Annotated in this window: 22 protein-coding genes, 1 tRNA gene and 1 pseudogene; 6 read left to right on the plus strand and 18 right to left on the minus strand. The window is 67.9% G+C overall.

Translation table 11 applies throughout. From position 1 onward, the window contains the following. Positions 1-268 precede the first annotated feature (268 nt). From ACFVWW_RS11030 to ACFVWW_RS11050, 5 genes are all read right to left on the minus strand, one after another. A complete protein-coding gene (locus tag ACFVWW_RS11030) occupies positions 269-838 on the minus strand; it encodes an ASCH domain-containing protein (protein ID WP_386877269.1) in 570 nt (189 codons plus the stop codon). Further along, complete coding sequence (locus ACFVWW_RS11035) at positions 835-2,916, minus strand: GNAT family N-acetyltransferase (protein ID WP_386877270.1); 2,082 nt, start codon at positions 2,914-2,916, stop codon at positions 835-837. The genes ACFVWW_RS11030 and ACFVWW_RS11035 overlap by 4 nt, the downstream gene beginning before the upstream one ends. 295 nt (positions 2,917-3,211) lie before the next feature. Then, a complete protein-coding gene (locus ACFVWW_RS11040; RefSeq protein WP_386877271.1) occupies positions 3,212-3,823 on the minus strand; it encodes a C39 family peptidase in 612 nt (203 codons plus the stop codon). Continuing rightward, positions 3,813-4,808, minus strand: a complete 996-nt coding sequence (locus tag ACFVWW_RS11045) for a threonine/serine dehydratase (RefSeq protein WP_386877272.1) — start codon at positions 4,806-4,808, stop codon at positions 3,813-3,815. The genes ACFVWW_RS11040 and ACFVWW_RS11045 overlap by 11 nt, the downstream gene beginning before the upstream one ends. Then, on the minus strand, positions 4,805-5,761 hold the full coding sequence (locus tag ACFVWW_RS11050) for a D-alanine--D-alanine ligase (protein ID WP_386877273.1): 957 nt from the start codon (positions 5,759-5,761) through the stop codon (positions 4,805-4,807). Before ACFVWW_RS11050 ends, ACFVWW_RS11045 begins: the two co-directional genes overlap by 4 nt. Positions 5,762-5,902: 141 nt before the next feature. Here ACFVWW_RS11050 and murF point away from each other — a divergent pair, with 141 nt between their 5' ends. Continuing rightward, entirely contained in the window at positions 5,903-7,303 is a 1,401-nt protein-coding gene (gene murF, locus ACFVWW_RS11055; protein ID WP_386877274.1) for a UDP-N-acetylmuramoyl-tripeptide--D-alanyl-D-alanine ligase, read from the plus strand. Between the two features lie 422 nt (positions 7,304-7,725). On the opposite strand, the gene ACFVWW_RS11060 is transcribed toward murF, so the two are convergent. From ACFVWW_RS11060 to ACFVWW_RS11090, 7 genes are all read right to left on the minus strand, one after another. Further along, positions 7,726-8,013 carry a hypothetical protein gene (locus tag ACFVWW_RS11060; RefSeq protein WP_386877275.1) on the minus strand — a complete coding sequence of 96 codons (288 nt, stop codon included), beginning with the start codon at positions 8,011-8,013 and terminating at the stop codon, positions 7,726-7,728. A 190-nt stretch (positions 8,014-8,203) separates the two neighbouring features. Continuing rightward, a complete protein-coding gene (locus ACFVWW_RS11065; protein ID WP_386877276.1) occupies positions 8,204-8,920 on the minus strand; it encodes a hypothetical protein in 717 nt (238 codons plus the stop codon). Positions 8,921-9,017: 97 nt separating this feature from the next. Beyond that, on the minus strand, positions 9,018-9,443 hold the full coding sequence (locus tag ACFVWW_RS11070; RefSeq protein ID WP_386877277.1) for a DUF6415 family natural product biosynthesis protein: 426 nt from the start codon (positions 9,441-9,443) through the stop codon (positions 9,018-9,020). Positions 9,444-9,493: 50 nt separating this feature from the next. Further along, positions 9,494-9,826 carry an ATP-binding protein gene (locus ACFVWW_RS11075; RefSeq protein WP_386877278.1) on the minus strand — a complete coding sequence of 111 codons (333 nt, stop codon included), beginning with the start codon at positions 9,824-9,826 and terminating at the stop codon, positions 9,494-9,496. A gap of 265 nt (positions 9,827-10,091) precedes the next feature. Further along, the gene (locus tag ACFVWW_RS11080; protein WP_386877279.1) at positions 10,092-10,295 is read right to left on the minus strand and encodes a hypothetical protein; all 204 of its coding nucleotides are present in this window, start codon (positions 10,293-10,295) and stop codon (positions 10,092-10,094) included. A gap of 70 nt (positions 10,296-10,365) precedes the next feature. Continuing rightward, the gene (locus ACFVWW_RS11085; protein ID WP_386877280.1) at positions 10,366-10,722 is read right to left on the minus strand and encodes a DUF6415 family natural product biosynthesis protein; all 357 of its coding nucleotides are present in this window, start codon (positions 10,720-10,722) and stop codon (positions 10,366-10,368) included. 107 nt (positions 10,723-10,829) lie between these two features. Continuing rightward, the gene (locus ACFVWW_RS11090; RefSeq protein WP_386877281.1) at positions 10,830-12,008 is read right to left on the minus strand and encodes a helix-turn-helix domain-containing protein; all 1,179 of its coding nucleotides are present in this window, start codon (positions 12,006-12,008) and stop codon (positions 10,830-10,832) included. A gap of 96 nt (positions 12,009-12,104) precedes the next feature. Between ACFVWW_RS11090 and ACFVWW_RS11095 the strand changes: the two genes are divergently transcribed. The 3 genes and pseudogenes from ACFVWW_RS11095 (at position 12,105) to ACFVWW_RS11105 (ending at position 15,215) form a co-directional block, all read left to right on the plus strand. Next, the gene (locus tag ACFVWW_RS11095; protein ID WP_386877282.1) at positions 12,105-12,635 is read left to right on the plus strand and encodes a flavoprotein; all 531 of its coding nucleotides are present in this window, start codon (positions 12,105-12,107) and stop codon (positions 12,633-12,635) included. Positions 12,636-12,758: 123 nt separating this feature from the next. Next, positions 12,759-13,317 (plus strand): annotated as a pseudogene (locus ACFVWW_RS11100) (DUF317 domain-containing protein); the annotation flags it as partial. 215 nt (positions 13,318-13,532) lie between these two features. Continuing rightward, positions 13,533-15,215, plus strand: coding sequence for a hypothetical protein (locus tag ACFVWW_RS11105; protein ID WP_386877283.1), 1,683 nt, complete (start codon positions 13,533-13,535; stop codon positions 15,213-15,215). A gap of 168 nt (positions 15,216-15,383) precedes the next feature. Here ACFVWW_RS11105 and ACFVWW_RS11110 read toward each other — a convergent pair whose 3' ends face one another. The 5 genes from ACFVWW_RS11110 to ACFVWW_RS11130 all read right to left on the minus strand — a co-directional run bounded on the left by ACFVWW_RS11110 (position 15,384) and on the right by ACFVWW_RS11130 (position 20,730). Continuing rightward, on the minus strand, positions 15,384-15,809 hold the full coding sequence (locus ACFVWW_RS11110; protein ID WP_386877284.1) for a hypothetical protein: 426 nt from the start codon (positions 15,807-15,809) through the stop codon (positions 15,384-15,386). A 124-nt stretch (positions 15,810-15,933) separates the two neighbouring features. Beyond that, entirely contained in the window at positions 15,934-17,577 is a 1,644-nt protein-coding gene (locus ACFVWW_RS11115; protein WP_386877285.1) for a relaxase/mobilization nuclease domain-containing protein, read from the minus strand. Beyond that, positions 17,574-18,191: a MobC family plasmid mobilization relaxosome protein gene (locus ACFVWW_RS11120; RefSeq protein ID WP_386877286.1), complete on the minus strand. Its 618-nt coding sequence runs from the start codon at positions 18,189-18,191 to the stop codon at positions 17,574-17,576. The genes ACFVWW_RS11115 and ACFVWW_RS11120 overlap by 4 nt, the downstream gene beginning before the upstream one ends. 223 nt (positions 18,192-18,414) lie before the next feature. Then, on the minus strand, positions 18,415-19,212 hold the full coding sequence (locus ACFVWW_RS11125; protein ID WP_386877287.1) for a DUF2637 domain-containing protein: 798 nt from the start codon (positions 19,210-19,212) through the stop codon (positions 18,415-18,417). 261 nt (positions 19,213-19,473) lie between these two features. Further along, positions 19,474-20,730 (minus strand): DUF3631 domain-containing protein, encoded by a 1,257-nt coding sequence (locus ACFVWW_RS11130; RefSeq protein ID WP_386877392.1) that lies wholly within the window; start codon positions 20,728-20,730, stop codon positions 19,474-19,476. Positions 20,731-21,674: 944 nt separating this feature from the next. On the opposite strand from ACFVWW_RS11130, the gene ACFVWW_RS11135 reads away from it, so the two are divergent. Then, the gene (locus ACFVWW_RS11135; RefSeq protein WP_386877288.1) at positions 21,675-21,887 is read left to right on the plus strand and encodes an excisionase family DNA-binding protein; all 213 of its coding nucleotides are present in this window, start codon (positions 21,675-21,677) and stop codon (positions 21,885-21,887) included. After that, positions 21,887-23,050 carry a tyrosine-type recombinase/integrase gene (locus ACFVWW_RS11140; protein ID WP_386877289.1) on the plus strand — a complete coding sequence of 388 codons (1,164 nt, stop codon included), beginning with the start codon at positions 21,887-21,889 and terminating at the stop codon, positions 23,048-23,050. Before ACFVWW_RS11135 ends, ACFVWW_RS11140 begins: the two co-directional genes overlap by 1 nt. Positions 23,051-23,373: 323 nt before the next feature. Here ACFVWW_RS11140 and ACFVWW_RS11145 read toward each other — a convergent pair. Next, positions 23,374-23,447 (minus strand) — tRNA-Gly (locus ACFVWW_RS11145). Positions 23,448-23,761: the final 314 nt, after the last annotated feature.

The raw sequence follows: 23,761 nt of genomic DNA on the forward strand, positions 1-23,761 counted from the left end.
CGACGGGTGTCGACCTGTTCGCCGAAGTCATTTCTTCGGGCGGGCAGTAGTTGTCGCCGAGCATGCCGATACAGGTGGCGGGCTCGGTTGGTGAGGTGGCCTGCGCCTGGCGGGGACAGGAGGTAAGCGTGAATGGCGCCGTCGCCGTTCAGCGTGGCCCATCCTTGGACTGGTGGTGCCAGTACGTGGTGGCAGGCGCAGCAGCATCTCGGTGGGCCAGGTGGCGAGCGGGCAGAGGACCTCGTGCTGTTTGGGGGCTGGGCCAGCCTTAGGCGGCTACGTGCTGCGCAAGGATCATGTTGCCGCCGAGTGGTGAACCAGTGCCTCGTGTCGCCTGGCTCTTACTGGTGGCCTTGGTGTCGCTGGCTGCTGGCTGAGTGCTGGTTTCTCGGAGTACTTCGTCCGCTGCCGGGTGCCCCCGGAGCCACCTGCGCAGCGAGTCGGGGTCGACGTAGCGGTAGCTCTGGGGCGGGTGGAACGAGCCTCCAGCACGGAGGTGGGCTAGCGGAACTGGATCGGAGAGGGTTCTGGCGTGATCAAGGAGTAGGGCCGACGCCTGCTTTGCGCCTTTCATGTAGGCGAGGTAGTCGCGGCGGCTGATGGCGCCATGTTCTTTGTGTGTCTTCCAGATCTCGGACGGTGTGCCGACCTGTACGGCGGTGACGGTTGCGGTGCCCACCAAGGCCATCACGGGGGACGTGGCGTACAGGATGACCTTCGTTCCCGGCGGCACGGCCACGCGTTGGCGCCGAAGTTCGACGGACTTTCTGCCGTCCAAGATGGCCGTGGCGTAGCGGGGGTGGAGGGACATCAGGAGTGAGCGTTCGCGTTCGTTCACTGGGCTGGTTGGCCTTCCTGATAGATGGCGCTGAACAGGTCGGGAGTGATCTTAAAGACCGACTGCACGCCGAGCGGGTGCTCTCGTTGCGCAGCCAGCGACTGCATTTTGTGCAGTCCCACCGGCCGGTGGAAGATCTCCGTGTCAGAAAACAGTAGAGCCCGTGCCTTGCCTTGATCACCGCACGCACGCAGGATGTCATCCAATCCCCACACTCCCAGGTGCCTGAAGCGGTTGTACAACGAGTGTCCGGCGTCGACGACTGTGGCGTCGAAGCGGGAGCAGGCGATCACGGCGGAAACGGTCTGGTTCTTGTCCGAGCTGGCGTACCAGAGGATCCGGGCCGGGACTTTCTCTCCGCTGGAGCGCGCGGCGCGGTAGTAGACGTGCTCGCGGCTGATGCCCAGGTGATCGTCCCTGGGAATGAGCGCACTGGGGACGCCGAAGAGGTCGCTGGACCACATGGGCCGGATGGGAACGAGGAAGCACGGCAGCTGTGAATCAGTGATCTTCGCGGGCCACCAGGCGCGCTCAAGTGCCGCAGCTGCCGCTGCGGGCATGGCGGCCGGTACGGCCGGCACCTGGAGGCCGACGAGCGAGGCTGCCGACTGCGCTTGCTCGTCCACGGTCTGGGCATCCGCGCAGACGTCGAGGACGAGTGTGACCAGTGTCTTGCCGTGCTCGCGAAAGCCGTCCTCGCCAGCTGCGATCCTTACGGACGGCTGGAGGCTGCTGTCCGTGAGAGTAAGCAGGCGAACGCCCGATCGGCGGCAGTGATCACGCAATCGAAAAAGGATCTGACGGGCCAGTGTTTGGTGCATGGGGTGGCCGTCGAGTACCCGAAGCAGTGGTACGACCAACTGGCCGTCGCGTACGCCGTAGCCGTAAATGGCGGCGACGGTGCCCTCGGCGTCAACCACCTGCTGGCGCACCCACCGGGCCGGATGCGTGGCTAGTCGGCGGAGTTCTGCGACGAAGCCGGTCCGGCGCTCCCCGGCCGCCTTGTTGAGAAAGACGAGTTGCCCTTGCTCCTGGCCGGCAGGGATGGCCTGGACTGTGAGTGACGTGCCGAGGAGATCGCCAGGCTGGTAGACCTGGGCTCTGGTGAGCTCGTCGACGTGCAGGACGATATCGGAGGGCCTGAGGATTCGTACCTGACAAACTGACACGGCGATGTCAGACAGGGAAGCGAGAAACTCGTCCCTTGTCACCAGGAACAGGATGCCGCTGGCACTGCTCTCCGCGACGTAGCGCAGGTCGCGGAGATCATTTTGGGAGAGCTGCCGTTTGTCGCCGATGTGAGTCTCGACTGCGGATTGAAGGGCGCCGAGCAGGCGGTCCGCGTCGGCCCGACTCACACTGGGCTCGGTGTAGCCGTGGGTCGCCTGGAGTTGACGACGCCGCTCTGCGGAGTTGGTGATCTTGCCGATCTCCGCCTTGAGCTGGGGCAGAACGGCGAGGTCCACCAGGCCGGCAAGCCAGTCCGAGGTGAGCGTCCGGGACTCCTCGGCTCCGTGCCGCTCTCCGGAGGAATGCAAGTCTGCGAAGACGTTGCAGTCCATCGCCACGGACAGGAGCGCGGTCGACTCAAGGTCGGAGAACAGATGGGGGTGGTCGTGATCGCGTGACCAGATGACGAGGGGTTTACGGTCCTTGCCGCGGCCGTCGACCTCGTTGCGGGCCTCGAAGCCCAATCGCCGCCACATCGCGTCGTAGCCGTAGTCCTTGCGGCACTTGAGCACGATGCCGGACCGGTCGTGGTGGCGAGCGGAAATCTCGTCCACGAGAAGGCGACCGATGCCCTGTCCCCGGGAATCAGGGTCCACGCACAGATGAGTGAGTCGGATCTGCTGGCGCGGTAGTGAGAAGAGGGTGTAGCCGACGAGCTTTCGACCTGCCATCGCGGCGAGTAGTCGGTTCTCCTCAGCCGCCTGCGCGTAGGCGGCAGGCGGCATGAATCCGAGGGTCTTGTTGAAGCGGTCGCCGAGTTCCACGATCGCTGTCAGGAGCTGCTCGTCGCGAGCCCCAACGACCTTGATGAGTGCCTGTGTTGCGGAGGAAGGCTTCGGCTTCTGCATGGTGCCAGTCTTGCGGCTTGTGCGTCGCGATGTGCAGGTTTTTCGATCAGTCTCTGGCAAGGCACTCCCAGCGGGGGCGGAGACGAGAAGTCGTTCTCGTTTAGACGGCCATGGGTCTCCCGCCACTCCTGGGCGGCGTCGAAGTAGCAGACGGAGCCCAGGCCGCGTGATCGGCGAGGATGTCCCGGATGGACTCACACCAGTTCGGATGGTGACGATCTGCCTCTGGTGGTGAGAGTGGCTTCCCGCCGTGCTGGCGCCGCAAGGGTGGTTGCCGGTGCCGGTGCCGGTGGTGTCAGGTCAGGGAGATTCCGCGGTTGCCGAAGAATTCGGCGAACTGGGTCACGGGCAGGGTCGCAGTGCGGGTTTGGTTGGTGTGGCCGGAGGGGTTTCGGAAGTGCACGGTGTTGTCTTGGCGGCCGGTGATGAGGACGAGGTGGCCGCCCTTGCCGGGGGCTGGGTTGTCGGGGCGGCGGATCTCTTTGTGGACGGAGGCCATCACGAGGCGTCCGTCATCGAGCAGGGTGAGCAGGTCGGGCACGGTCAGAGTCGGGTGTACCTCTGCGTGCAGCGGGTGGACGTCCTGGACGTACTGCGCGAACGGGGCGTAGATGAGGCCGTGGATTTCTCCGGTGTCCGGGTTTTCGGTGTAGGCGCCGTATTTGCGGGCGCCGTCGAGGAGTTCGAAGAGGGTGGGTGCGTTGCCGGTGCGGGCGAGGAGTGCCATGCGCAGGCAGGCGATGCCGCACATGTGGCCGCACCACCGGCCGTAGGTGTCGAGGTCGGGGGCGCCGGTTTCGGCCCAGCGGGGGTCCGCGTCGTGGGCGCGGCCTTCGTAGGCGAAGGCGGTGATGAGGTCCGGGCTGGCGTACTGGGTGATGCTGGGGAACGTGTGGTCATCGGGCATGTGAGGGTTCCTTCCGGTAGGCGCTCTGGCTGATCAGGCGGTGGAAGGTGGGCCAGTCCACGCCGCCGCCGGAGATCATCACGCCGATCATTCCTGACTCGTGGGGGACGAGGCCGGCAAGGACGGCGGCGAGGGCGCAGGCGCCACTCGGTTTGGCTACGACTTTCAGGTGCCGGAAGGCGAACGCCATCGCAGTGGTGATGTCGTTGTCGGTCACGGTCACGACCGTGTCGAGGAGGCGGGAGTTGACGGCCCAGGTCAGGGGTGAGGGGCTGCTGTGTCCGAGGCCGTCGGCGATGGTGGCGGGTACGTCGGGCAGGGCGATGCGCTGGCCGCAGCGCAGCGACAGCAGGGTGTCGGCGCCTTCCTGCGGTTCGACGCCGATGACTTTGATGCCGGGGTGGAGGTGTTTGGCGATAGTGGCGGTGCCGGCGGCGAGGCCCCCGCCGCCGACGGGGACGACGAGAGTCTCGATCTCGGGATGGTCGGTGAGGAGTTCGAGGGCGGCGGTCCCGGCGCCGGCCATGATGTGGCGGGAGTTCGCGGAGGGGACGACGGCCAGGCCGTCGCGGGCGGCGATCTCGGCGACGAGGGCGTCGCGGTTCTCGGAGTCCCGGCGGTAGGTGACGACTCTGCCGCCCAGTGCGCGGATGCCTTCGACTTTCGGGGTCGGGGCGTCGGCGGGGATGACGACCGTGGCCGGTACTTCGAGGAGCTGGCCGGCCAGGGCGAGGGCCTGGGCGTGGTTCCCGGAGGAGGCGCCGATCAGGCCCCCGGCGCGTTCGGCTGGGGTGAGGGATGAGGCGTGGTGGTAGGCGCCGCGGAACTTGAAGCTGCCGGTGCGCTGGAGGCTTTCGGCCTTGCACACGACCGGCCAGCCTGCGGCCTGGTTGAGGGAGAGCGCGGAGAGGGCCGGGGTGCGGGCGGCGACCGGGGCGAGGTTGGCGGCGGCGTCTTCGACGTCGCGGGCGGTCAGTTCGGTCACGGCCGGTACCCGGCGTGGGTGGTGGCGGTGGCGAGGATGGTGCGGACGAGCTGGTCGTAGTCGATGCCCGCTGTGTCCGCCATGGTGGCGAGGTTCCCGGTGCGGGAGAGGCCGGGCAGGGTGTTGATCTCCAGCCAGATCGGACCGGCGGGGGTGACGATGAAGTCGGAACGGGAGTATCCGGTGCAGGCGATGGCTCTGTGTGCGGTGAGCGCGGCGTCGGTGATCGCGTCCAGGGTGGCGGTGGGGAGTTCGGCCGGGCACCGGTAGCGGTATCTGTCCTTGTCCCGTTTGGTGGCGTAGTCGTAGAACTCGGCGTCGATGGGCAGAGTCTCCAGCGGCGGCAGGGCCACCACAGAGCCGTCCACCTCCAGGATCCCGCAAGTCACCGGCGTGCCGGTGGTGAACGGCTCGGCGAACCAGCCGTCGGTGGCCTTCACCCCGGACAGGGCTGCGGCGAGTTCAGCGGTGTCATGGCAGACCGTCATGCCGATGCTGCCGCCCTCGGAGAGCGGCTTGAGGATCAGCGGGAAGGCGATCCTGCTGGTGATGGCCTGCGTGATCGTGTCGCGGTCGCGGGGCGGGAGGACGACGGACGGCAGAACCGTGATGCCGGCGGCAACCGCGACGGTCTTGGCGAGAGCCTTGTGCATGCCGATGGCGGACGCCGTCACGCCCGAACCCGTGTAAGGGATGTTGAGAGACTCCAGTAATCCCTGGAGCTTGCCGTCCTCGGCGTACTGCCCGGCGATGGCCAGGAACGCGACGTCGGCGCTGCGGATCTGGTTGGCGAAGGAGGTGTCGGCGGCGTCGAGCAGCACGGTGCTGTAGCCCTGCCGGGTGAGGGATTCCTGGGCGGCGCGGCCGGACATCAGGGACCGCTCCCGTTCGGTGGACCTCCCGCCGGACACGACGGCGATACGGGTACCGGTTTCGAGAGACTGCATCGTCATCAGTTGGTGCTCCTGTTTCTGTTTTCTGGATGTTCTGGCCGGTCTCGGAGGTGCCGGCCGGTGAAGGCGCTACGGTCGCAGGACTGAACCGAGCGGCTGTCTGCCGTGCCGGGCAAGCCCTGCTGATGCGGAGTGCGTTACGTGATCCCCCTTTCGCTCGAATCCGTTGCAACCGCCGTCGGCGGCCGTCTGTGCGACGTACCGGATTCCTCCGTGCTGATGACGGCGCCCGCGGTCGTCGACTCGCGTACGGTCGAGCTCGGCGGTCTGTTCGCGGCGCTGCCCGGTGAGCACACGGACGGGCACGCCTTCGCGGCGACCGCGGTGAAGGCCGGTGCGGTGGCGGTCCTCGCGACCCGTCCGGTCGGTGTCCCGGCCGTGGTCGTGGAGGACGTGCTGGACGCGCTCGCGGCCCTGGCCCGTACCGTGCTGGCCGCCGTGCCGGAGGTCACCGTGATCGGGCTGACCGGCTCGGCGGGCAAGACCAGCACCAAGGACCTGATCGCCCAGGTGCTTCCCGAGCTCGGGGAGACGATCGCCACGGTGAAGTCGTTCAACGGCGAGATCGGGATGCCGCTGACGGTGACTCACCTCAACCAGGGCGTTCGCTACCTCGTGCTGGAGATGGGCGCCCGCGGCATCGGCCACATCACCCACCTGACACGTATCGCCCCGCCCACGGTCGGCCTGGTCCTCAACGTCGGCACCGCCCACGTCGGCGAGTTCGGCGGCCGGGAGCAGATCGCCCAGGCCAAGGGCGAACTCGTCGAAGCACTCCCGGCGGACGGACTGGCAGTCCTCAACGCCGACGACCCGTTCGTCGCCCCAATGGCATCGCGAACCCGCGCCAGGGTGCTGACGTTCGGTACCGGCAACCAGGCCGACGTGAGGGCCGTGGACGTCGCCCTCGACACCTCGGGCCGGGCCTCGTTCACCCTCACCGCTGCCGACGCCCAAGCGAGGGTCGATCTGTCCCTTCACGGCGCCCACCACGTGGCGAACGCCCTGGCCGCTGCCGCCGTCGCGATCGGACTGGGCGCCGGCGTGGAGAAGACGGCGGCGGCGCTGTCCCGCGCGGTCCTGGTGGCGTCGGGGCGCATGGAGGTCACCGACCGGCCCGACGGTGTACGGATCATCAACGACGCGTTCAACGCGAACCCCGACTCGATGAAGGCCGCGTTCACGGCCCTCCAGGCCATGTCCGGCGGGCGCCGGACCATCGCGGTCCTGGGAGAGATGAAGGAACTCGGCGCCGACGCCGGCGACGAACACCGCCACGTCGGCCAGCTCGCCGCCGCCGCAGGCATCCACGTGCTCATCGCGGTCGGTGACGACGACGCCCCGACCATGGCCGCCGCCGCCCAGCAGGCCAACCCGCAACTGGACGTAGTGGCCGCCCGCGACCGCAACCACGCCCTGACCCTGGCCAACGACCTGATCCAGCCCGGAGACATCGTCCTGGTCAAGGGCTCCCACAGCGTCGAACTGGAACACACCGCAAAACGCCTGGCCCACCCCGACACGACGGCCGACGACCACTGAGGGGTGCGCCAATCGCACTGCATCAGCCAGGTGCAGCCGCCCAGGCGTCGCGCGCTTAAGAACGTCCGCGTCACACTCCACGTCGACCACTGCCCCGCTGCGGATCTGGGCGACGGCCGGTGGCCTCGTGCTGGTCGGCGGCCAGGCGCGCGAGGCGTGCCCGCACTTCCGCATCGGTCACCGGTGTCAGGGGCTCGCGAAGTGCGGCGTGATTCATGGCATCTCGCAGGGCGTCGAATTGCCGGAAGAGTTCGCGCTGGGTGATGTGCCAGCACCAGGCGTTCTCCGCTCTGCCCAGGAGGAGGTGGAGGCGGTCGGCCAGGGTGGGTGGGGGTGGGTTGAGGATGCGTCGCACATTGCGCTCGTAGTTGCTGAGAGGTTCCTTACGCCGTCGTGTCCACGAGGGCGGTGGCGCACGCCGCTCACGCCCGGACCGCGGTGGCGGCGGTGAGGGCGAGGAGGAGCCCCATGACGCTGAGGTAGGTGTAGAGGCCGTGGAGCAGGACGGGGTGCCCGCGGCGCATGGCCCTGAGCGCGGCCAAACCGGTCTTGCCCTCGGACCGCACCCGCACGCCGATCACGGAAATTTCCGCCGATGACCTGCTGACGGGCCCGCCAACGGCTTCGTTATTGGCGGCGTCGAGGACGGTGTACGGCTCGTAGTCCTTGCGGGTTGTACGGGACCTACTCGGGGACGGCAAGTCAGGCATGAGTGGTTGGCTTTCTTCTTGGTTGAGTCCGCCCCGGCTGCCCCGGCCGGAGTTCCTCCAGGCGGAGGCAGCCGGGGACTCAGAGCAGGCCGGCAACGGCCTGGGCGCTGTAGGTGAGATCGAGGGGCCGCGACCCTGCGAGCACTCGTTCACGGGGCGGGAGAATGGTTGAGATTCGCCTGTGCGAGGGCTACGCCAGAGGCATGTTGGGAGGCGAGGTCTCGCGACTGTCTGCGGTGGGCTCGGCGGCGATCCGTCCGGCAAGGCGGAGGGTCTGGTCGACGGTGAGGCGAAGGCGCAGTTCGTCCTCGGCGTGCGCGCAGCCGGGTTCGGCCAGTACGCCAACTCCGGGGCCCACCACCCCGGTCAGCAGCAACCGCATCCTGCCCGCCAGTTTGGACATGCCCCTGGGGTGGTGCAGCTTGAGACCTTTGGCGATGTCGTCGGCGCCCAGGACTGCGCCCAGCTGTACGGCCGTCGCGAGGTTGTCGGAGTCTTGGATCACCAGATCAACCGAGCATGCGTCCAGGACCGCCACTTCCCCGTTCAACTCGTGTTGCGCGAGAGCGCCGCGTAGCTGCTCACCCACCGACTCCGCGTAGATGAAAGGCCCGAGCCACCGCTCCACCAGCCGGTGGACGCCGGCCTTCGAGCGCGGCGAGATCACCAGATACCCGTCGTCGTCGTAACAGGCCGCCGCGTCGACACCCTCCGACTGCAGCCAGGCCGTGGCTTCCTCGGGGTTCGGGGAGAACGGCACTCGCGTCCTGCTGAGCGGCGTCAGCTCCAGCAGGGTCTCGCCGTCGCTGGTTTCACGCAGTTCGACTCGTCCCGTGACGCCGGCACGGCGCACCGCCTGGGCGAGGACGCTCTCCAGCGAAGAGAGGTCGGATTGATCGGTGATCACGAGATGCCTTTCGAGCAAGGGAGGTGGGAAGTCGGTGTTGGGGGTGCCCCCGCCGGATCAGCAGGAGGCCGTCTACGGCAGGCGATGGGGGCTGCGGTCACGCGACGTGTCTGACGGTGTTGGTCACTGCGAGACGTTCCAGGAGGTCGTTGGCGACTACGGCCGTCCGCCGCAGGTAGCCCAGAGCCTGGCGGTGGTTGGCTGGCAACTGCTCGAAGTTCAGGGTGTGGGCCCGCTCGATGAGCCAGAGCACCTGGGCGTCGTCGTTCCTCGCTGCGCCGGCGATCGTGACGAGTCTCGCCAGGCCCTCGCGCAGACGCTCGACGATCTCTTCGAACTCGGCCTCGGGCGGGTCCTGGTCGGCAAGGACGTCACCGATGTCGTCGAGGATCTCGTCCAGCGGCTTCACGTCACGCAGCAGCTTGGCGATGCGGGCCAGACCCCTGGCGTCCAGGACCGGTGTCCACTCCTGGGTGAGGTGTGCTTCGGAGCGGTGCTTGTCGGCGATGGCGGGTGAGTGCATCAGCGGGTTCCGGTGGGGAGTGTGCACCAGGTGCAGGTGCCCTTGCGGCCTCAGTCGTCAGCGAGGAAGGTGACGAGCTGCATGCCGCGTCCGCCCTCGTCATCCGGCTCCGCCTCCCGCACCTCCGGACTGCCGGAGGAGTGGTCGTCCACCTCGATCAGCACTCTGCCGTCGGTGTCGCAGGTGGGCTGGAACGAGACGGTGTTGGCGTTGCCGTGGACGATCGCGTTGGTCACGATCTCGCTGACCAGCAGCTGCGCCGTCCCGACCGTGTCGCGATCCCTGATGTCGGCCTTGCCGAGCACGGCCTTCGTCACGCGGCGCACGTTCTCCACGTGCCGTGGGTCGGCATCGAAGGACATCAAGGCGTGCGCAGCTCTCATCGGCCCACTCCAAGTCGCCGTCTCGTCTACCGCCTGACTGGTGTTGTCGGCAGGAGCCGGTAAGCGACCGGAGGAGAGGGCCGGAGCGCGATGTGCCAGTGGCGTAATGAGCACGGGGATTCCCTCCAAGATCGTGGAAGAGCAAGCCCTGACCGAGACGGCACTTCGCATTCTTCTCGTGCCGCTGTTGGCTGCGGCAGCGCTGCGTCGGTTCCACCTAGAGCCATGCAGGGCGGGAGCACTGAGCTGTTCGTCGCTCGCTGCCTCAGCTGAGCGCCTTCCACGCCTCGGCGCTGGCCGGCCAGTCCGCCGGGCCTGGGCTCAGCGCCTGCTCGATCAGCTCGCCGAGCAGTCCCCGCACGGTTACCGGGGCGGCGCGGTCTTCGTCAGGGACGACGTCGTACCCGCCCCTGTCGGCTTCCGAGTACGAAGCTGGGAGACGGCGAGTGGTCACCACGGCCACAAGCACGACGAACACCGTCAGCCCGAAAACTGGATTGCCGAAGCGACCGATCGCTGCGCCGAGCGCCTCACGGTCTTCATCCGGGTGCTGCCAGGCGTTGAAAGTGGCGGCACAGCGCTATGACGGAGCGGGCGAGGAGTGTGGCGTGGCGTAGAGGGCCGAGCGAGCTGGGGTCGGCCGCCAGGCGACGTCGCGCTTCGCCTATTCCTGCTTGAGCGCATGCCACATCCCGTGGCGTGGCTACATCGCATCGCTGTTCCAACTCCGGGATGAGCAGGTTGAGGTGCCCGCGAAGTTGGAGAGTGAGCAGGACCAATGCTTCGCCGACGGGAGGCTCGGCGACATCGTCGAGCAGGGCGGCTGCCGTGTTGGTCATCGTGGAGACGTCGAGCGGGAACGTACTCTGCGTCGCCGGAAAAGTGGTCTCGTCCATGCCGTGCTCCCCGGCTCGTCGGTGATGAGGTGTCACCAGCGTGGGGCGCGGGGAGGGGGCTAACTGTCACTCTTCAGTGACACCCGCCGGGGCGGGCGTGACACTCGTCAGAGACCGATCCACGCGGCCATGCTGTCCAACGTGTCCGGGGTTGTGCGGCGCTTGTGCACCAGACCCTTGATGGTCTCGCGCGCCCCAGGGTGATAGCGGGTCTGCTGCGGGGCCATTTTCCGCGCCGTCACCAGGTCTTCCAGCGCGGACTCGGTACGCCCGATCTCCATCTCCGCGCGTGCCTTGTCGACGTAGAAGTGAGCCCGGCGGGACAGGGGCCACGAGTTCGGCATCGTCACCGCCGCCGCGTCGGTGACCGCTTTGCCATAGTGGCGCAGTTCTACATCCGCCGACACTTCGTGCAGTTGCACATTCGTCGGGCCGAAGCTGAGCCAGTGAACGTGACCCGCCTCGCCCGTGTGGCCGGCCAGGCGCCGCGCTTCCGCCAAGTGCGTCTTGACTGTCGTCTTGTCCTGGGCCCGTGCGGCGATCACGGTGGCTCCGAGATGAAGTTGCCCGGCGACGGCAAGAGACTCCACGGTCTCGTCGGCGTCGCCGATGAGACTCTGGCCGGCGGCAATGAGTCGGAGTCCGATGGTGTGTTCGCCCTCGCGGAAGTAGACCAAGGCCCTCATGTACTGGCGCACCGCGGCGAGGAGGGGATCGGAGGCGCGTTGCGCTGCCCAGTCCATTCGAGCGAGGGCGATGCTCGACAGGTCGAAGTAGCCGAGCTTGACCGTGATGTCGTGGGCGGTGCGGTAGGTGGACGCGAGGGAACGCCACAGTTCCGTCGTGGGGTTCCGGTGCGCGGCGGTCGTGAGTTCCGCGACAACCGCAGGCAGTGCGGTGGCCGCCTTGTTGAGCTGGGTGGCGCGGACCTGGCGGCAGAGGTCGTCCGCCGCAGTGATCAACTCCGGAACGCTTCTGGGGCGGAGATCGGGGTCGGCGCCGAGGTCGTAGAGATCGAGGGATTCGCGGATGGGGCGGATGAGTTCGGTGAGCCGGTCCTGCTGGAGTTCCGTCACGTAGGGCTGTCCTGTCAGGGCGGTGACGTCGATACGAAGTGCCCTGGCGACGGCCGACACGAGGTCCGGGCTCGCGTTCTTGTGTCCCGCTTCGACCTGATGGAGCAGGCTGTATGAGTAGGGAATGCGCCCGGCGAGGCCGCGTTGTGTCAGCCCGGCGAGTTTCCTCTGGTCGGCGATGCGGGTGCCTGTGTGCTCGTCCTTGCGCATACGGGTCTCCGTTCCTGACTCGTCATCTGGAACGGTACTCGCGCCGGCACTTGAGCCGACCGGTTCCCGGCTTTCGCATGTGGTCGACTGGACGGCATGACGAGGACCTTGTACCTGTTCGGCAGCGCGGCGCCCCCGGTGTTCGACATCGGACACGTGGTGGGTGACGCGCAGGAGCGTGGTTGGGATGTGCGTCTCGGGTTGACACCGACGGCGGCCCGTTGGCTCGGTGATCAGTTGCCCGCGCTGGAGGAGGGGACGGGCGGCCCGGTCCGGTCCGAGTACAAGCTGCCGGGCCAGCCGGACGTCTGGCCGAAAGCGGATGCGATCCTCGTCGCGCCGGCCACCTTCAACACGATCAACTCGTGGGCGCTGGGGATCACTTCGAGTTTCGTCGTCGGGGTGGTCGCTGAGGGTATCGGGAAGGGCATTCCGCTGGTGACGATGCCGTGCGTCAACGCGGCGTATGTGCAGCATCCGGCGTTCCACCGGTCGTTGGAGACGCTCCGCGGTGCCGGGGTACGGGTGTTGTACGGCCCCGGGGGGTTCGAGCCGAACCAGCCCGGCGAGAAGAAGCCGTATCCGTGGGCTGCGGCGCTGGACGCGGTGAAGGCAGTCGCGGGCTGACGCGGTCGACACGGGCGGGCCGTGGTCCCGCACACCTCCAGAATGGCGGCTGAGTTAGGCCCGAAGCCTCCTCCGGTGGCGGTCTTCCTGCCGTGAACGCGCGCCGTGCAGGGCCGCTACTAGGCTCAGTGGATCCTGGCGGACGAGCTGTTCCTCCTGGGCGAACTGCCGATCGCCTGGCAGATCTCCGCCCGTAAGGACACCAACAGTCCGCTCGCGGCGTGGTCGGTCTACTTCACTCCGGAGGTCCCCGGGGAAGCCGTGGCGGACTTCTTCGTCGCACTCGACGCGCGCGATCAGCCCGCCGTGCCGCTCGGCGGCCCCGAGCTGGTCCTTGACGGCGCCGCCACGCAGGGCTGGGCTCCGGGACATCGACCATCCTCGTAAGGGGGCGACGGACCCGATGTTCACTACCTGCCTCAGTCTCGGTGAGGTGCCACTGCTCATCCAGGGTGTGACCCGCGCCCTGCTCCTCGCCGCCGACGAGACAGGCCCGGCCGGATGGCAGGTATGGGCCGAACCTGCCCTCGGCGCAACGTACTTGTGGGCCACATCGTTCTCCGCCAACGTGCCGCACTACCTCGCCGCAGCCTTCGCCGCATCCCCCAGCAGCACTGCACTGGTGCTGCGACGGGTGTTGCCCGAAAACACCAAGGGCCGGCTCCTACGTGCCCCTGCCTGACGCGCGATGTCACTACTGCACCCTAGGAAATAGAGAACGGGGCCTGCACGTTGCCCACCGGCCCACCCCTCCGAGGGCCTGAACGGGTCTGGCCCTGGTTTACTGCAGGCGTCACCGGGAGGTGACCGTTACCCGTCTCGCAGCAGTACCGACAGCCCGCTGTCGGTGGTTGGTGAGAAGCTTGCTGGAGTCGTTCCAGTGAGGGGGTAGGGCGCTTGTCCATCAAGTGGGATCACATCGGTCAGCCCGAGTTCGACCGATTCGTCGAGGCCCTCGTCCACCGGCTGTACGACGCAACCGCGACGGTGCGCGCCGTAAACGGACGCGGCGGCGATAGAGGCATCGACATCGAGGTTCGCCAAGGCAGTCGACTGCGGATCTACCAGCTGAAGTACTACCCCGACGGACTGACCGGCCGGGGCCGCAGAAACTCGGTCAAGGTGTCCTTCGACCGCGCCATGGCCCACGACCCTTATGAATGGGTCCTGGTGGTGCCCTGCACTTTGACCACGCCGGAGAACGAGTTTGTCCACGGTCTCGCGGACGGGCGCAGCGTGAAGGTGCACGTAATGAACCGGGCGGAGTTGGACGACCGCTTCGCCGCGCATCGGGATCTGGAGTCATACCTGACCCGAGACAACTTGAAAGAGGATGCGAAGATCTATGGTCAGGAGCGCGCCATTCTCATGGGCGGCCTCCCGGATGTGAATATGCGCGTCAGGGAACTGGGGCAGGTCATGGACAGACACCTTGACTGTGACTGGGCACTCGACTTCTCTCGCCAGGGCGACGAGATCGTGCACACATTGCGCGCCAAGCATCCCCGCGCTCACGAGACCAGCCCGATTACACTCAAGATCACCGGCCGGAACGGCGGCATGAGCACCGACATCGCTGCTGCTGTACGTCGTACGATCGGGTTCGGAATCCGGGAGGAAATTACGCTGCCCCCGGAAGCGGTGGAGCGTTTGACGGTCCAAGGGCCGGACTGGCTCGCTCAGGACCTCTCCGACGTGAGCGTGTCCTGGCAGCCCGCTGGCCCGGCCCCTCTCGAAGGGGAGGCGGCTGAGCTGGTGTTCCTCGACGCCGACGACGCCGTAATCGCCTCCTACAGTGGCAAAATGAACTCAGTGGGGGCGGCGAGCCTGGGACGATCGGTCGACATGAACGTCTTGGGTTCGACGCTACGACTGCTAATCCCTCACAACACCGCAACCGCCGCCCAACTGACGTTCTCCTTCCGCCTCGGCGAAAAGGACACTGCTACCGCCCTGAAACTCCTCGCTCTACAGCGGCGGCTCCTCATCGGAGGCGCCTTCCAGATCAGGGTCAGTGACCGTACCGCCGGCGCCGGGCAGCTTCCGGACACCTCCACTCCCGATCAACTGCGCCAGATCAAAGACCTGCAGCTGTACGTCGAAGACCTCGACGTCGTCCAGCGGCACTGTGAGCGTCACTTCCCTCTTCCCGACGACATCACCAGTACGGAGCGCATCACCCTGCGCATAGCGCGGCTGCTGATCGGGGGCCGATGCGTCATCACCCCTTTCACTCGGAGCCTCACACTCACCCTCAACGGCACCGATAGCTCCGTGCTCCGCATGATGCTGAACGGGGATCCCCACTCCTTCATCGCACGCATGCCCACATTCCCAATATCGGTAGCAGGACACGAACTTGACCTCGGTCCCATCCGCCTCTTCCACACCCGTGCCGTCGCTGTCGACACCGCCCAAGCCCTCGCCGCCCTCAACAACGGCGATGGCGCCGGCGCTATGGTCACTGTCGAACCCCAGGAGGGAGAGCGCTACCGGCTTTTCCTCGAAGACTCGCCCGATGACGGACGGCCTCTCCTCCCCTCTCCGCTCAATCTCCCCGGTTTCCCCGAGCCTCATTGATCGAGCTGTCGTCGGTTGCCAATCGCCCACGGCCTCCACGACGGCGGCTGTATGTGTATGCGGCTAGCCGCACCAACAACGACAGAGAGCCCCACCTGGCCTCAAGAGCTACGGGTGGTTCTGCCACACAGCGGGCCGCCGTGAACCTGGTAGCCGGTACGACACTTCTCAAGACTCAGAGCCCGGTTGTCCGGTGAGGTGTTTGGTCGAGTTTCCGTGGGTGGCGCGGTATTCGAGGGTGTCCTGTGCGGTGACGATCGGGACGAGGCGTTCGTACTCGGCGTAGTCCTCGTCGGTCATGATGCTGATGGCGTCGGCGACCACGGCGTTTTTGGGGAGCTGGTCGAGGTACTTCCTGACGAGGGCGACGAAGTCGTCCCTCATCGCGTCGACTTCGTCCAGCCACTCGTTCTCGCGCCGTATCTGCTGGCGTGCGGCGGCCCCTTCTTCCGGGGTGATGGTGCTGATCAGGCGCTGCTCGGTGAGGGTGAAGGGACGTCCGTCGCGGTGGTACGGGGGTTCATCTCGGTGGCCGTGCCAGTCCACGTCGGCGAAGAGCGCGACGACGTCGGGGCGGATGTGGGGCTGGGGCATGGGCGGTTCCTCTTGCTGTCGTGTGGATGGGGTCTGGGATGGTGGGCGGGCGTTGGAGCTGGGTGGTGCGCGGGGCATGGGGTACCTCCATGACTCGCTGGACAGGGGCTTCGGGTACGGGCGGTCAGTGGCGGGTGCGCGGCCCGCCGGGCTGGGGTGTCGGGCCTGGTGTGGGCTGTGGTGCCGGCGGCGTGGTGCGGGGTGTCTGTGCGGTGTGGGTGGTTTGTTGGATGCGCCAGGCGAGGAGGCGTGCGGGGTAGCGGGCGTCGTTGAGGGGGCGCTGGGCGGCGGCGCGGAGGGTTTCGACGGGGTCGAGGCCGTTGGTGGCGGCGCGGGCGAGGGTGGTGGCGAGCGCACCCCAGTCGGGGGTGTTGAGGATCGTGTCGGCGTGTTCGGGCAGCACGGTGCGGACGGTGTGTTCGTACCGGAGGCGGACCGTGGGGCTGGTGGGTTGTGCTTGTTTGGCGGTGGCGAGGGCGGTGGTGGTGGCCTGGTCTGCGGCGGTGTGGAGGTGGGTGAGGGCGTTGCGGGTGGCGGTGACCTGCTGGTCGTGGTGGTGGAGGTCGTGCCATCGGAGGGTGGCGGCGGTGGCGAGGAGGAGCGTGTCGAGGAGCAGGGCCAGGAGTGTGCCGTCGGGGCTGTTCGGGGGTGGTGTGCGGAGCATGGCCCTGGTGGCTGCGCGCAGGCGGGCGGCGTGGTGGTTCTCGGCGTGGATGCGGGAGCGGGAGGCGCGTTCGAAGGCGGCTGCTGCCTGGCGGAGTTCCTGCCAGTAGGGGGCGGGGGTGAGGAGGGGAAGGGCGCCGAGGGTTTCGCCGAGTGCGGTGATGTGGGCCTGCGCGGCCGGGGCCGCGTCGTGGGCGAGGGCGTGGGGGATGTATTCGATGGCGGTGATCGCGTCCTGCCAGGGGTGGGTGGTGGCGGCTGTGCCGGTCAGTCGTTCGCTGATCCTGGGCCACGACAGGTCGGGAGAGAGCTTCGACCCGGAGTACCAGATCGGCTCCGCCTCGCTGTTGGTGTCGCCCTTCAGGGCGAGGGTGTAGCCGCGGATGTCGCCGGAGGGGAAGCGTTTGACGTCGACGAGCACTCCGTCGGTGTGTTCCAACAGGGTGAGGAACTCCTCCGTGCTCGTCGCGGCTGCTACCGCCGTGCGGGCTGCGGCACGCAGATGCTCACGAGGCGTTTGGTGGTGGCCGGTGCGCTTGGCTTTCTCCTGTTCGGCGCGGGTGGGGCGTTTGGCGGCGGTGCGGTCGCCGCGTACGACCTGGTGCAGGCCGTAGTGCTTCTCGACGGCGGCGAGTTCACGGTCGGCGGTGAGGTAGTCGTTCCAGTGGCGGGCGGTCCGCAGGTCCGCCCGGACGGTGGTGGCTGTGATGTGGATGTGGTCGGGTGCGTGCCGGACGGCGGCCCACCGGCAGCCGTCCGGGTCGCCCTCGGGGGCGATACCGGTGGCGTGAACGATGCGGCGGGCGATGTCGGCCCATTCCTCGTCCGTGAGGATGCGGTCACTTCCGGCGGCGCGGAGCGAGCAGTGCCACACATGCTTCTCCGGGGCGCGTCCCAGCCGCTCGGCCTGCCTGACGTGCAGGTCCAGATCCGCGACCAGGAGCTTCCTGGCGGTTGCGCTGTCGTCGGCGCGGCCAGGGTCGGGCGCGAAGCCGTCGAAGGACGCGACCAGGTGCGGGTCCGTGTGGCTCTTGGCCTTCTTCGTGTCGAAGAGGTAGCGGACCAGGCCGATGGTGCTCTTGCCGCTGCTGATCTTCGCGATCAACGGGCCGTCTTCCGTGTCACGGCCTGGTTCGCAGCCTGTGCGATGTGGCCGACGGCGGTGGCGACCGAGGCCAGCGTGCGGCCGGTCTCGGCCAGGACCGCCACGTCCTCAGGGTGTGGGTGGCCGCCGGAGTTGAGCTTCTTCGCGATCTGGTTGACGTTGCGGCCGATGTGCGCGACCTGGGCGCGCAGCGCGTTGAGTTCGTCGATGTAGTCATCGAGCGGGGTGCGCTGGCCGGGCAGGGCGAGCTCACCGTGCACGTGGGCCATGACGACGGCGCCGACGTAGTGGGCGGCGGCGATGTTCAAGGACTGGGCCATGCCGAGGATGCCGGTCTTCTCATCGACGCTGTAGCGGACGTCGACACGCTCTTTGCGCTGCTCGTCCTGGCGCTCGCGGCGTCGGGCGACACGGTGCAGCGCAGCTTCGTCAGCAGCACGAGGCAACGGCGACGGCACAACGGCAGAGACGGCGACGCCGGCAGGTGTCTCCCGCTCGGGCTCCCCCTGGTGCCCGAGCCCCTCCGCCACCCCCGGGGCGGAGACATCCCCGTTGGACCGGCCCTTGGACGGTCCAACGCCATACCTTGCTCCGCTGGTGCTGGTGGCTGTCATCTCCTGCTGCGAACGTTCCGTCTGCCCAGGCGACTTCGTCGGTGTCGTCGGCTCGTCGGGGGTGCGAAAGTGGGCGGGGCAGGGCGGGCAGGTCCACGGGGACGGGCTGGCGGCTGCTGTAGTCAGCGCCCCATCCACAGCTGTGGACGGGGGCAACGAGTACGGGTGTGGCCGCTGGCCGGGGTGACCGGAAGGGGTTCCGGTCACCCCGTCGGGATTCCGGTCAGGCGCTCTCCGGACCGGCCCCGGCGCCGGCTTCGATCTCGGGCCGGAGGATGTCCATCACCTCGGTCTGCCGGGCACTGCCGATCGTCAAGTCCCTGTCCTTGACGGCCTTCCGGAGAAGGGAGCGGCTGAGCTTGCCGTGGTCAGCGAGAGCGGTCCGGCCGATCTCCACAAGTTCCTCGACCGGGGCTTTTGCCGGACGGCCACCGCGCTGCTTGCTCTCCGCAACCAGGGCCGGAGACTCCGGCTGCTCGGCGGACACCGTGGTCGGCATGCCGGCGGGCCGTTCGGAAACCGGTGCCGGATGGCCTGCGGGTTGGTCGACGAGTTGGTGGATCTGCCGCATCAGGACACCGAAGGCGAGCAGGGCTGCGGTGGGTGGGACTGCGGCGACCACATAGTCGAGCAGCGGCACGGTGCCGGTGCCTGCGGTGCCGCTGACGCCTGCGACGTTGAGGGCGATGGAGCCGACCGATCCGGTGGCGGTCAGGGTGATGGCCCATCCGTCGGTGACCCGGCGCAGACCGGCGCGGAGCATGAGGAGTTCGCCCGCGACGATGAACGCGTCCAGGGTTGCCGGCCAGGCCCATTGGCGGACGGGCGTGCCGCCCAGCCCGTGCTTTCCTGCGACTTCGGCAAGGTGGGCGTAGGAGAGCCAGAACGCTCCGGCGGTCAGGGCCACGATGACGGCACCGGCGGCCACGAGCGCGTACCGCTCGGCGGTGTGCTTCGTCACCCGTCGGCCATGGTTCGTGGTGACGGTGGTCTGGCTCCGGGTGGTGGTGGGGTGGGGCAAGCGGGTTTCTCCTGCGGTCGCGGTGGTTCGTCCTGGCGGGCCGGGGGGTGACATGGCGGGGACGCTCGGGACGGCACAACTGGGGGTGGAGCACTGCCCGGTGTGAGCCGGGCCGCCGTGGGGGTGGGAGTCGTACCACTCGTTGCGTGCCTGGTCAGGACAGGTACGGGTGGAGTGGTGATGTCGACTCGACTCGTTGCGGGGCCTTCACTCGTCCCCGTGCTGACCTGGGCGGGGACGGGTGCGACGGGACGTTCCGGGTCAGGGCGCGGTGCCCGGCAGCCGTTGCGCCGTGACCGGAGCCGGGGGTGCCGGTTCGGGGCAGTAGCGGGCCCAGGCGTCGAGGAACTGGTTGCGCGCGAAGCCTTTGGCCTGGGTGCCGTCGGGGAAGCGCCGGTTGGCCGAGCTGATGCCGTAGGGCTTCAGGAGCAGTTGCAGGCCGCGCGGCGTCAGACCGCCGGCACCGTACTCCGCCCACGGCGCTTCCCTGTCCGCGTTCAGAGCCTCCAGCAGCCGCTTGGTGGCCAGCACCGCCGGATCGCACTCGGCACCGAAAGCCCGGCGGATACCGACCAGCAGACGGGTACGCAGACCGCCCTCCTCGTCCTGCCCCGCCTCGTAGTCGCTCATGATCCGACAGGCCGTGCGCACGAGCGCGGGCCAGTCACCCCCGGCGAGGTCGGCGACAGTCACCAGCGGCTCCCACGTGTCGGCCGCGCGGTCCTCCACCGGCATCACAGGTTCCCGGTTCGCTGCCAGCGTGCCGAGTGGTTGGAGCCAGGAGGTGAGGCGGTCGCGCAGCGCGTGCAGCGCGGGGGTGTCGCGGTGGGTGCGGAAGGCCGCGACCTTCTCGCCCGGTGCCCGGCGGCGCATCCGGATGACGACCGACCGGTCCATGATCGTGTCCGGCAGGTCGTCGATCCCGGCGAGCGCTGCCATGGCGAACGGGGTCGGCTTGTGCTCGGGCCCCGAGACTCGCAGCGTGGGCCGGTTCCGCTGGTGCCCGGCGTTCAGCAGGCCCCGGAGATCCTCGTTGCGCTCCGCCGCCTTCACGGTGCCGAAGAGGGTGTCGGCCTCGTCGACCAGGAGCGTGGGCGGGTTGTCGTCGGTGATCGACCGGAAGATCGCGGCAGGGCTGGCGTTGACCGTGATCAGGCAGTTGTGCACCGTCTCGGTCAGCACGTCCAGCAGCCGTGACTTGCCGCACCGCTTCTCCGGAGCGACCACGGCCAGACGCGGCGCGTGCTGCCACGCCGGCTGCAGATGCGTCGCCGCCACCCACAACGTCACCGCTGTCAGGGCCTCCGCCGAAGGCAGGATCACGTACCGCGTGATCTGCGCCTGCAGATCGGCCAGCACCTGTGCCCCCTCGGGCAGCGGCGTCGCTGGAGGCTCGTCGTCGCGGTCCTCCTCCGTGGGAGGCACCGGGGAGTTGGCGGCTTGGCCGGGTACGGCGACCGGAGGCCACGATGGCGTCGCGTCACGGTGGGACGGGGTCTTCGGCTGGGGTTCGGTCATACTGGACATCAGCTCCTCTGCTCGCGGGCCTTATGGGACGGCAATCCCGGTTTCCGCAGGTTGATCGCTAGGGATGGCGGTTGAGAGGTTGTGGTTGAAGCCCCCGGCCTTGCCGGGGGCTTCACTCATGCGTGGAGCGGTAGTGGCGCCGGCGGGTCAAGAGGCAGGTCGCTGAGGTGGGTTGGGGCGACGGGGCGGGCGAATCCAAGACAGCCATAACCACCCCGCACAAGTCCAGCATTCGCCTGGGAATGCAGACAGCTGTCGGCGAACACCTGCTGCGGGGCTTGCGTATAACGGTAGACCCGAAACGCCGGTTGACAAAAAAGCCCGAGCAACGGCAAAGCCAGAAGCATCACACCGCAGATATCTTGCGCAGCCGTCGTGACCCGAGCTACAACACACAACCCCACGCCAGAACACGCCTCGGTGACCGAATCCACCACTCATGGCCGCGCCCTCAGGAGTCCAGCTCAACTCCCTTTCACGGTGAAGCGGAGCGCAACATAGCCGCAGAACGCCGGTTAACCAAACCGGCGAACGCGAGGTACACATTTGGTCATGGAAAACAGACCGCTCGCAATATGCCCAGAAGGAACTCAGGGTCGCAGCACCGTTGAATTCCCCCGCGCTCAACAAGGCATCGGCCAGCGCCAACTCGGCCGCCGAGGAGCCGCTTTGGGCAGTCCGATGACCAACACCACCGTGTCCCCAAGCGGCTCGGCCAGTGAGAACGGCCCCAGCAGCGACGCGTAGCTCAACTGCCGCCCCGGCTCCCCTCGCAGGGGCGGGCGCCCGCCAACAACCGCCATCCCAAGCGATCGACCACGCAGGCCGGCATTGCCGTGCCATATGCCTGCGAAGAGAGGACCCCGCCTTGCTCCGGCCGGCGATACCCCATGACTCCGCTCGGACCACGCGCGCCGCGAAGGGGGTGACGCTTCATGGCTGACCGCCTCCTCACCGTGGACGAGGCTGCCGAACGACTCGGCACAGGCGCGCGCTTCGTCCGCCGCCTCGTGGCCGAACGCCGCATCGTCTTCGTCAAGGTCGGACGCCACGTCCGCATCGCCGACAGTGCTCTCACCGCGTACATCGAAGCCCACACCGTTCAGCCCGCACGACGGGGTCGGCCGAGCTACGACAGGGCCGCCTGATGCCGCGCAAGCCGCAGCGGCGGCGCGAGTTCGGCAGTGTGCGCAAGACCGAGTCGGGACGCTTCCAGGCCCGCTATTGGGCTCCGGACGGTGTGCGGCGCTACGCGCCACACACCTTCGAGACCAAGACGGAGGCGACGACCTGGCTCACGCTGACCCAGGCGGACATAGAGCGCAAGCACTGGACCGACCCCGACGCCGGAGCGGTCAACTTCGGGGACTTCGCCAACAGGTGGGTTCGGGAGCGCGGCCTCGCGGCGACCACCGAGGATCTGTACACCCGCTTGCTCAGGCTCCACATCCTGCCCGGGTTCGGCGCGTGGGACCTGGACGAGATTCAGCCGGCGGATGTGCGTGTGTGGCGAGCGGAGCGGCTCAAGGTGACCAACGGCGCCAAGACCACAGTGGCCAAGTCCTATCGTCTGCTGAAGGCGGTGCTCCAGACCGCCGTCGACGACGAACTCCTCAAGAGCAACCCGTGCCGCATCAAGGGCGCCGGCAAGGAGGAGGCGGACGAACGTGATGTCGCCGAGATCCAGCAGGTCTACGCGCTGGCCGAGGCGATCGGACCGCGCTGGCGCATCATGATCTTCCTGGGCGCCTTCGCGTCCCTCCGCCCCGAAGAACTCGCGGAGCTGCGGCGCGGTGATATCGACCTCGATGAAGGCGTCGTGTGGATCAGACGAGCCGCACCGGAGCTGACCAACGGCCAGAAGGTCGTGGGAGCACCGAAGTCGCGCGCAGGGAAGCGGGCGATCTACCTGCCCGACTTCGTGGTGCCCGAGCTGCGTCGCCACCTTCAGTGGTTCGCCGAGAAGGAACCGGACGGACTGCTCATCGTCGGAGAGCGCGGAGCCGCCTTGCGACGGTCTTCCTTCGGGCGCAAGTGGCGCAACGCGCGGACCGCGGCCGGCCTGCCGGACAGCTTCCGCTTCTACGATCTCCGCCACACCGGCAACACCCTGGCGGCGGACTCAGGCGCGAAGCTCAAGGACCTCATGGTCCGGGCGGGCCAGTCGAGCCCCAAGGCACAGCTGATCTACCAGCACTCCAAGAAGAAGCACCAGCGCAAGCTCGCGAAGAGCATCGACGCCGAAGTCCGGCAGCAGCGCGGCGAAGCCGCCGAGCAGGCCCAGGCGGAGAAGCGGAAGCACTCCGGCTGAGGTCGTGGTGGCCTCGCCGTCGCGGCGTGGCGGAGGCGGGACCGTTCAGCAACAGCGGTTCTGTCTCCGCTCCATGCCCCCGGCCGGAGTTCGCGGGAAGCGCATTGCCTTCGCAATGCCGCAACGCCTCACGCTCCTGTGACCCAGTTCACAGGAAATACGTCTCGCTATTCGAGTGGTCCGGCGCGGAATGGCTCGTGCATCGCACGGAAGGACGCCGAAGCCGCGCTTCTGCCAGCAGAAAGGGCTGGTGGAGGGCTGGCGGGGCGAGAAATGGTCTAGACAACAATGAAGCCCCGGGCCGATGGCCTGGGGCTTTTGTTTGGAGCGGGTGACGAGAATCGAACTCGCGCTCTGAGCTTGGGAAGCTCATGTTCTACCATTAAACTACACCCGCGCGGCGCGGTCGTGGTTGGCGTCGCGTCGTCGGACACTCTACCTCATTGCAGGCCCCGGGCGTTTTGTGGCTCGGGGCCTTTGGTGTGTTCGGGGGGTGGGTGGGGTGGGTGGAAGTGGGGGTGGGGGCGGGAGTTGGGGCGTAGGGTCGCGGGGCGGGGTGCCGGTGCGGGGCGTGTCCTGTTGATCCCCTAGTGTGGGCGTTCGTCCGCGTTTGTTGGGGAAAGGACCTGATGGACTTGATGGAACGCACCGTCGTCCGCTGTGCCGAGGGGCATGTGTTCAGTACTACGACGTTCCCGATGCAGCAGCTCG

Origin of the sequence: Streptomyces sp. NPDC058198, from assembly GCF_042882605.1 — a bacterium.
Lineage (GTDB): Bacteria > Actinomycetota > Actinomycetes > Streptomycetales > Streptomycetaceae > Streptomyces.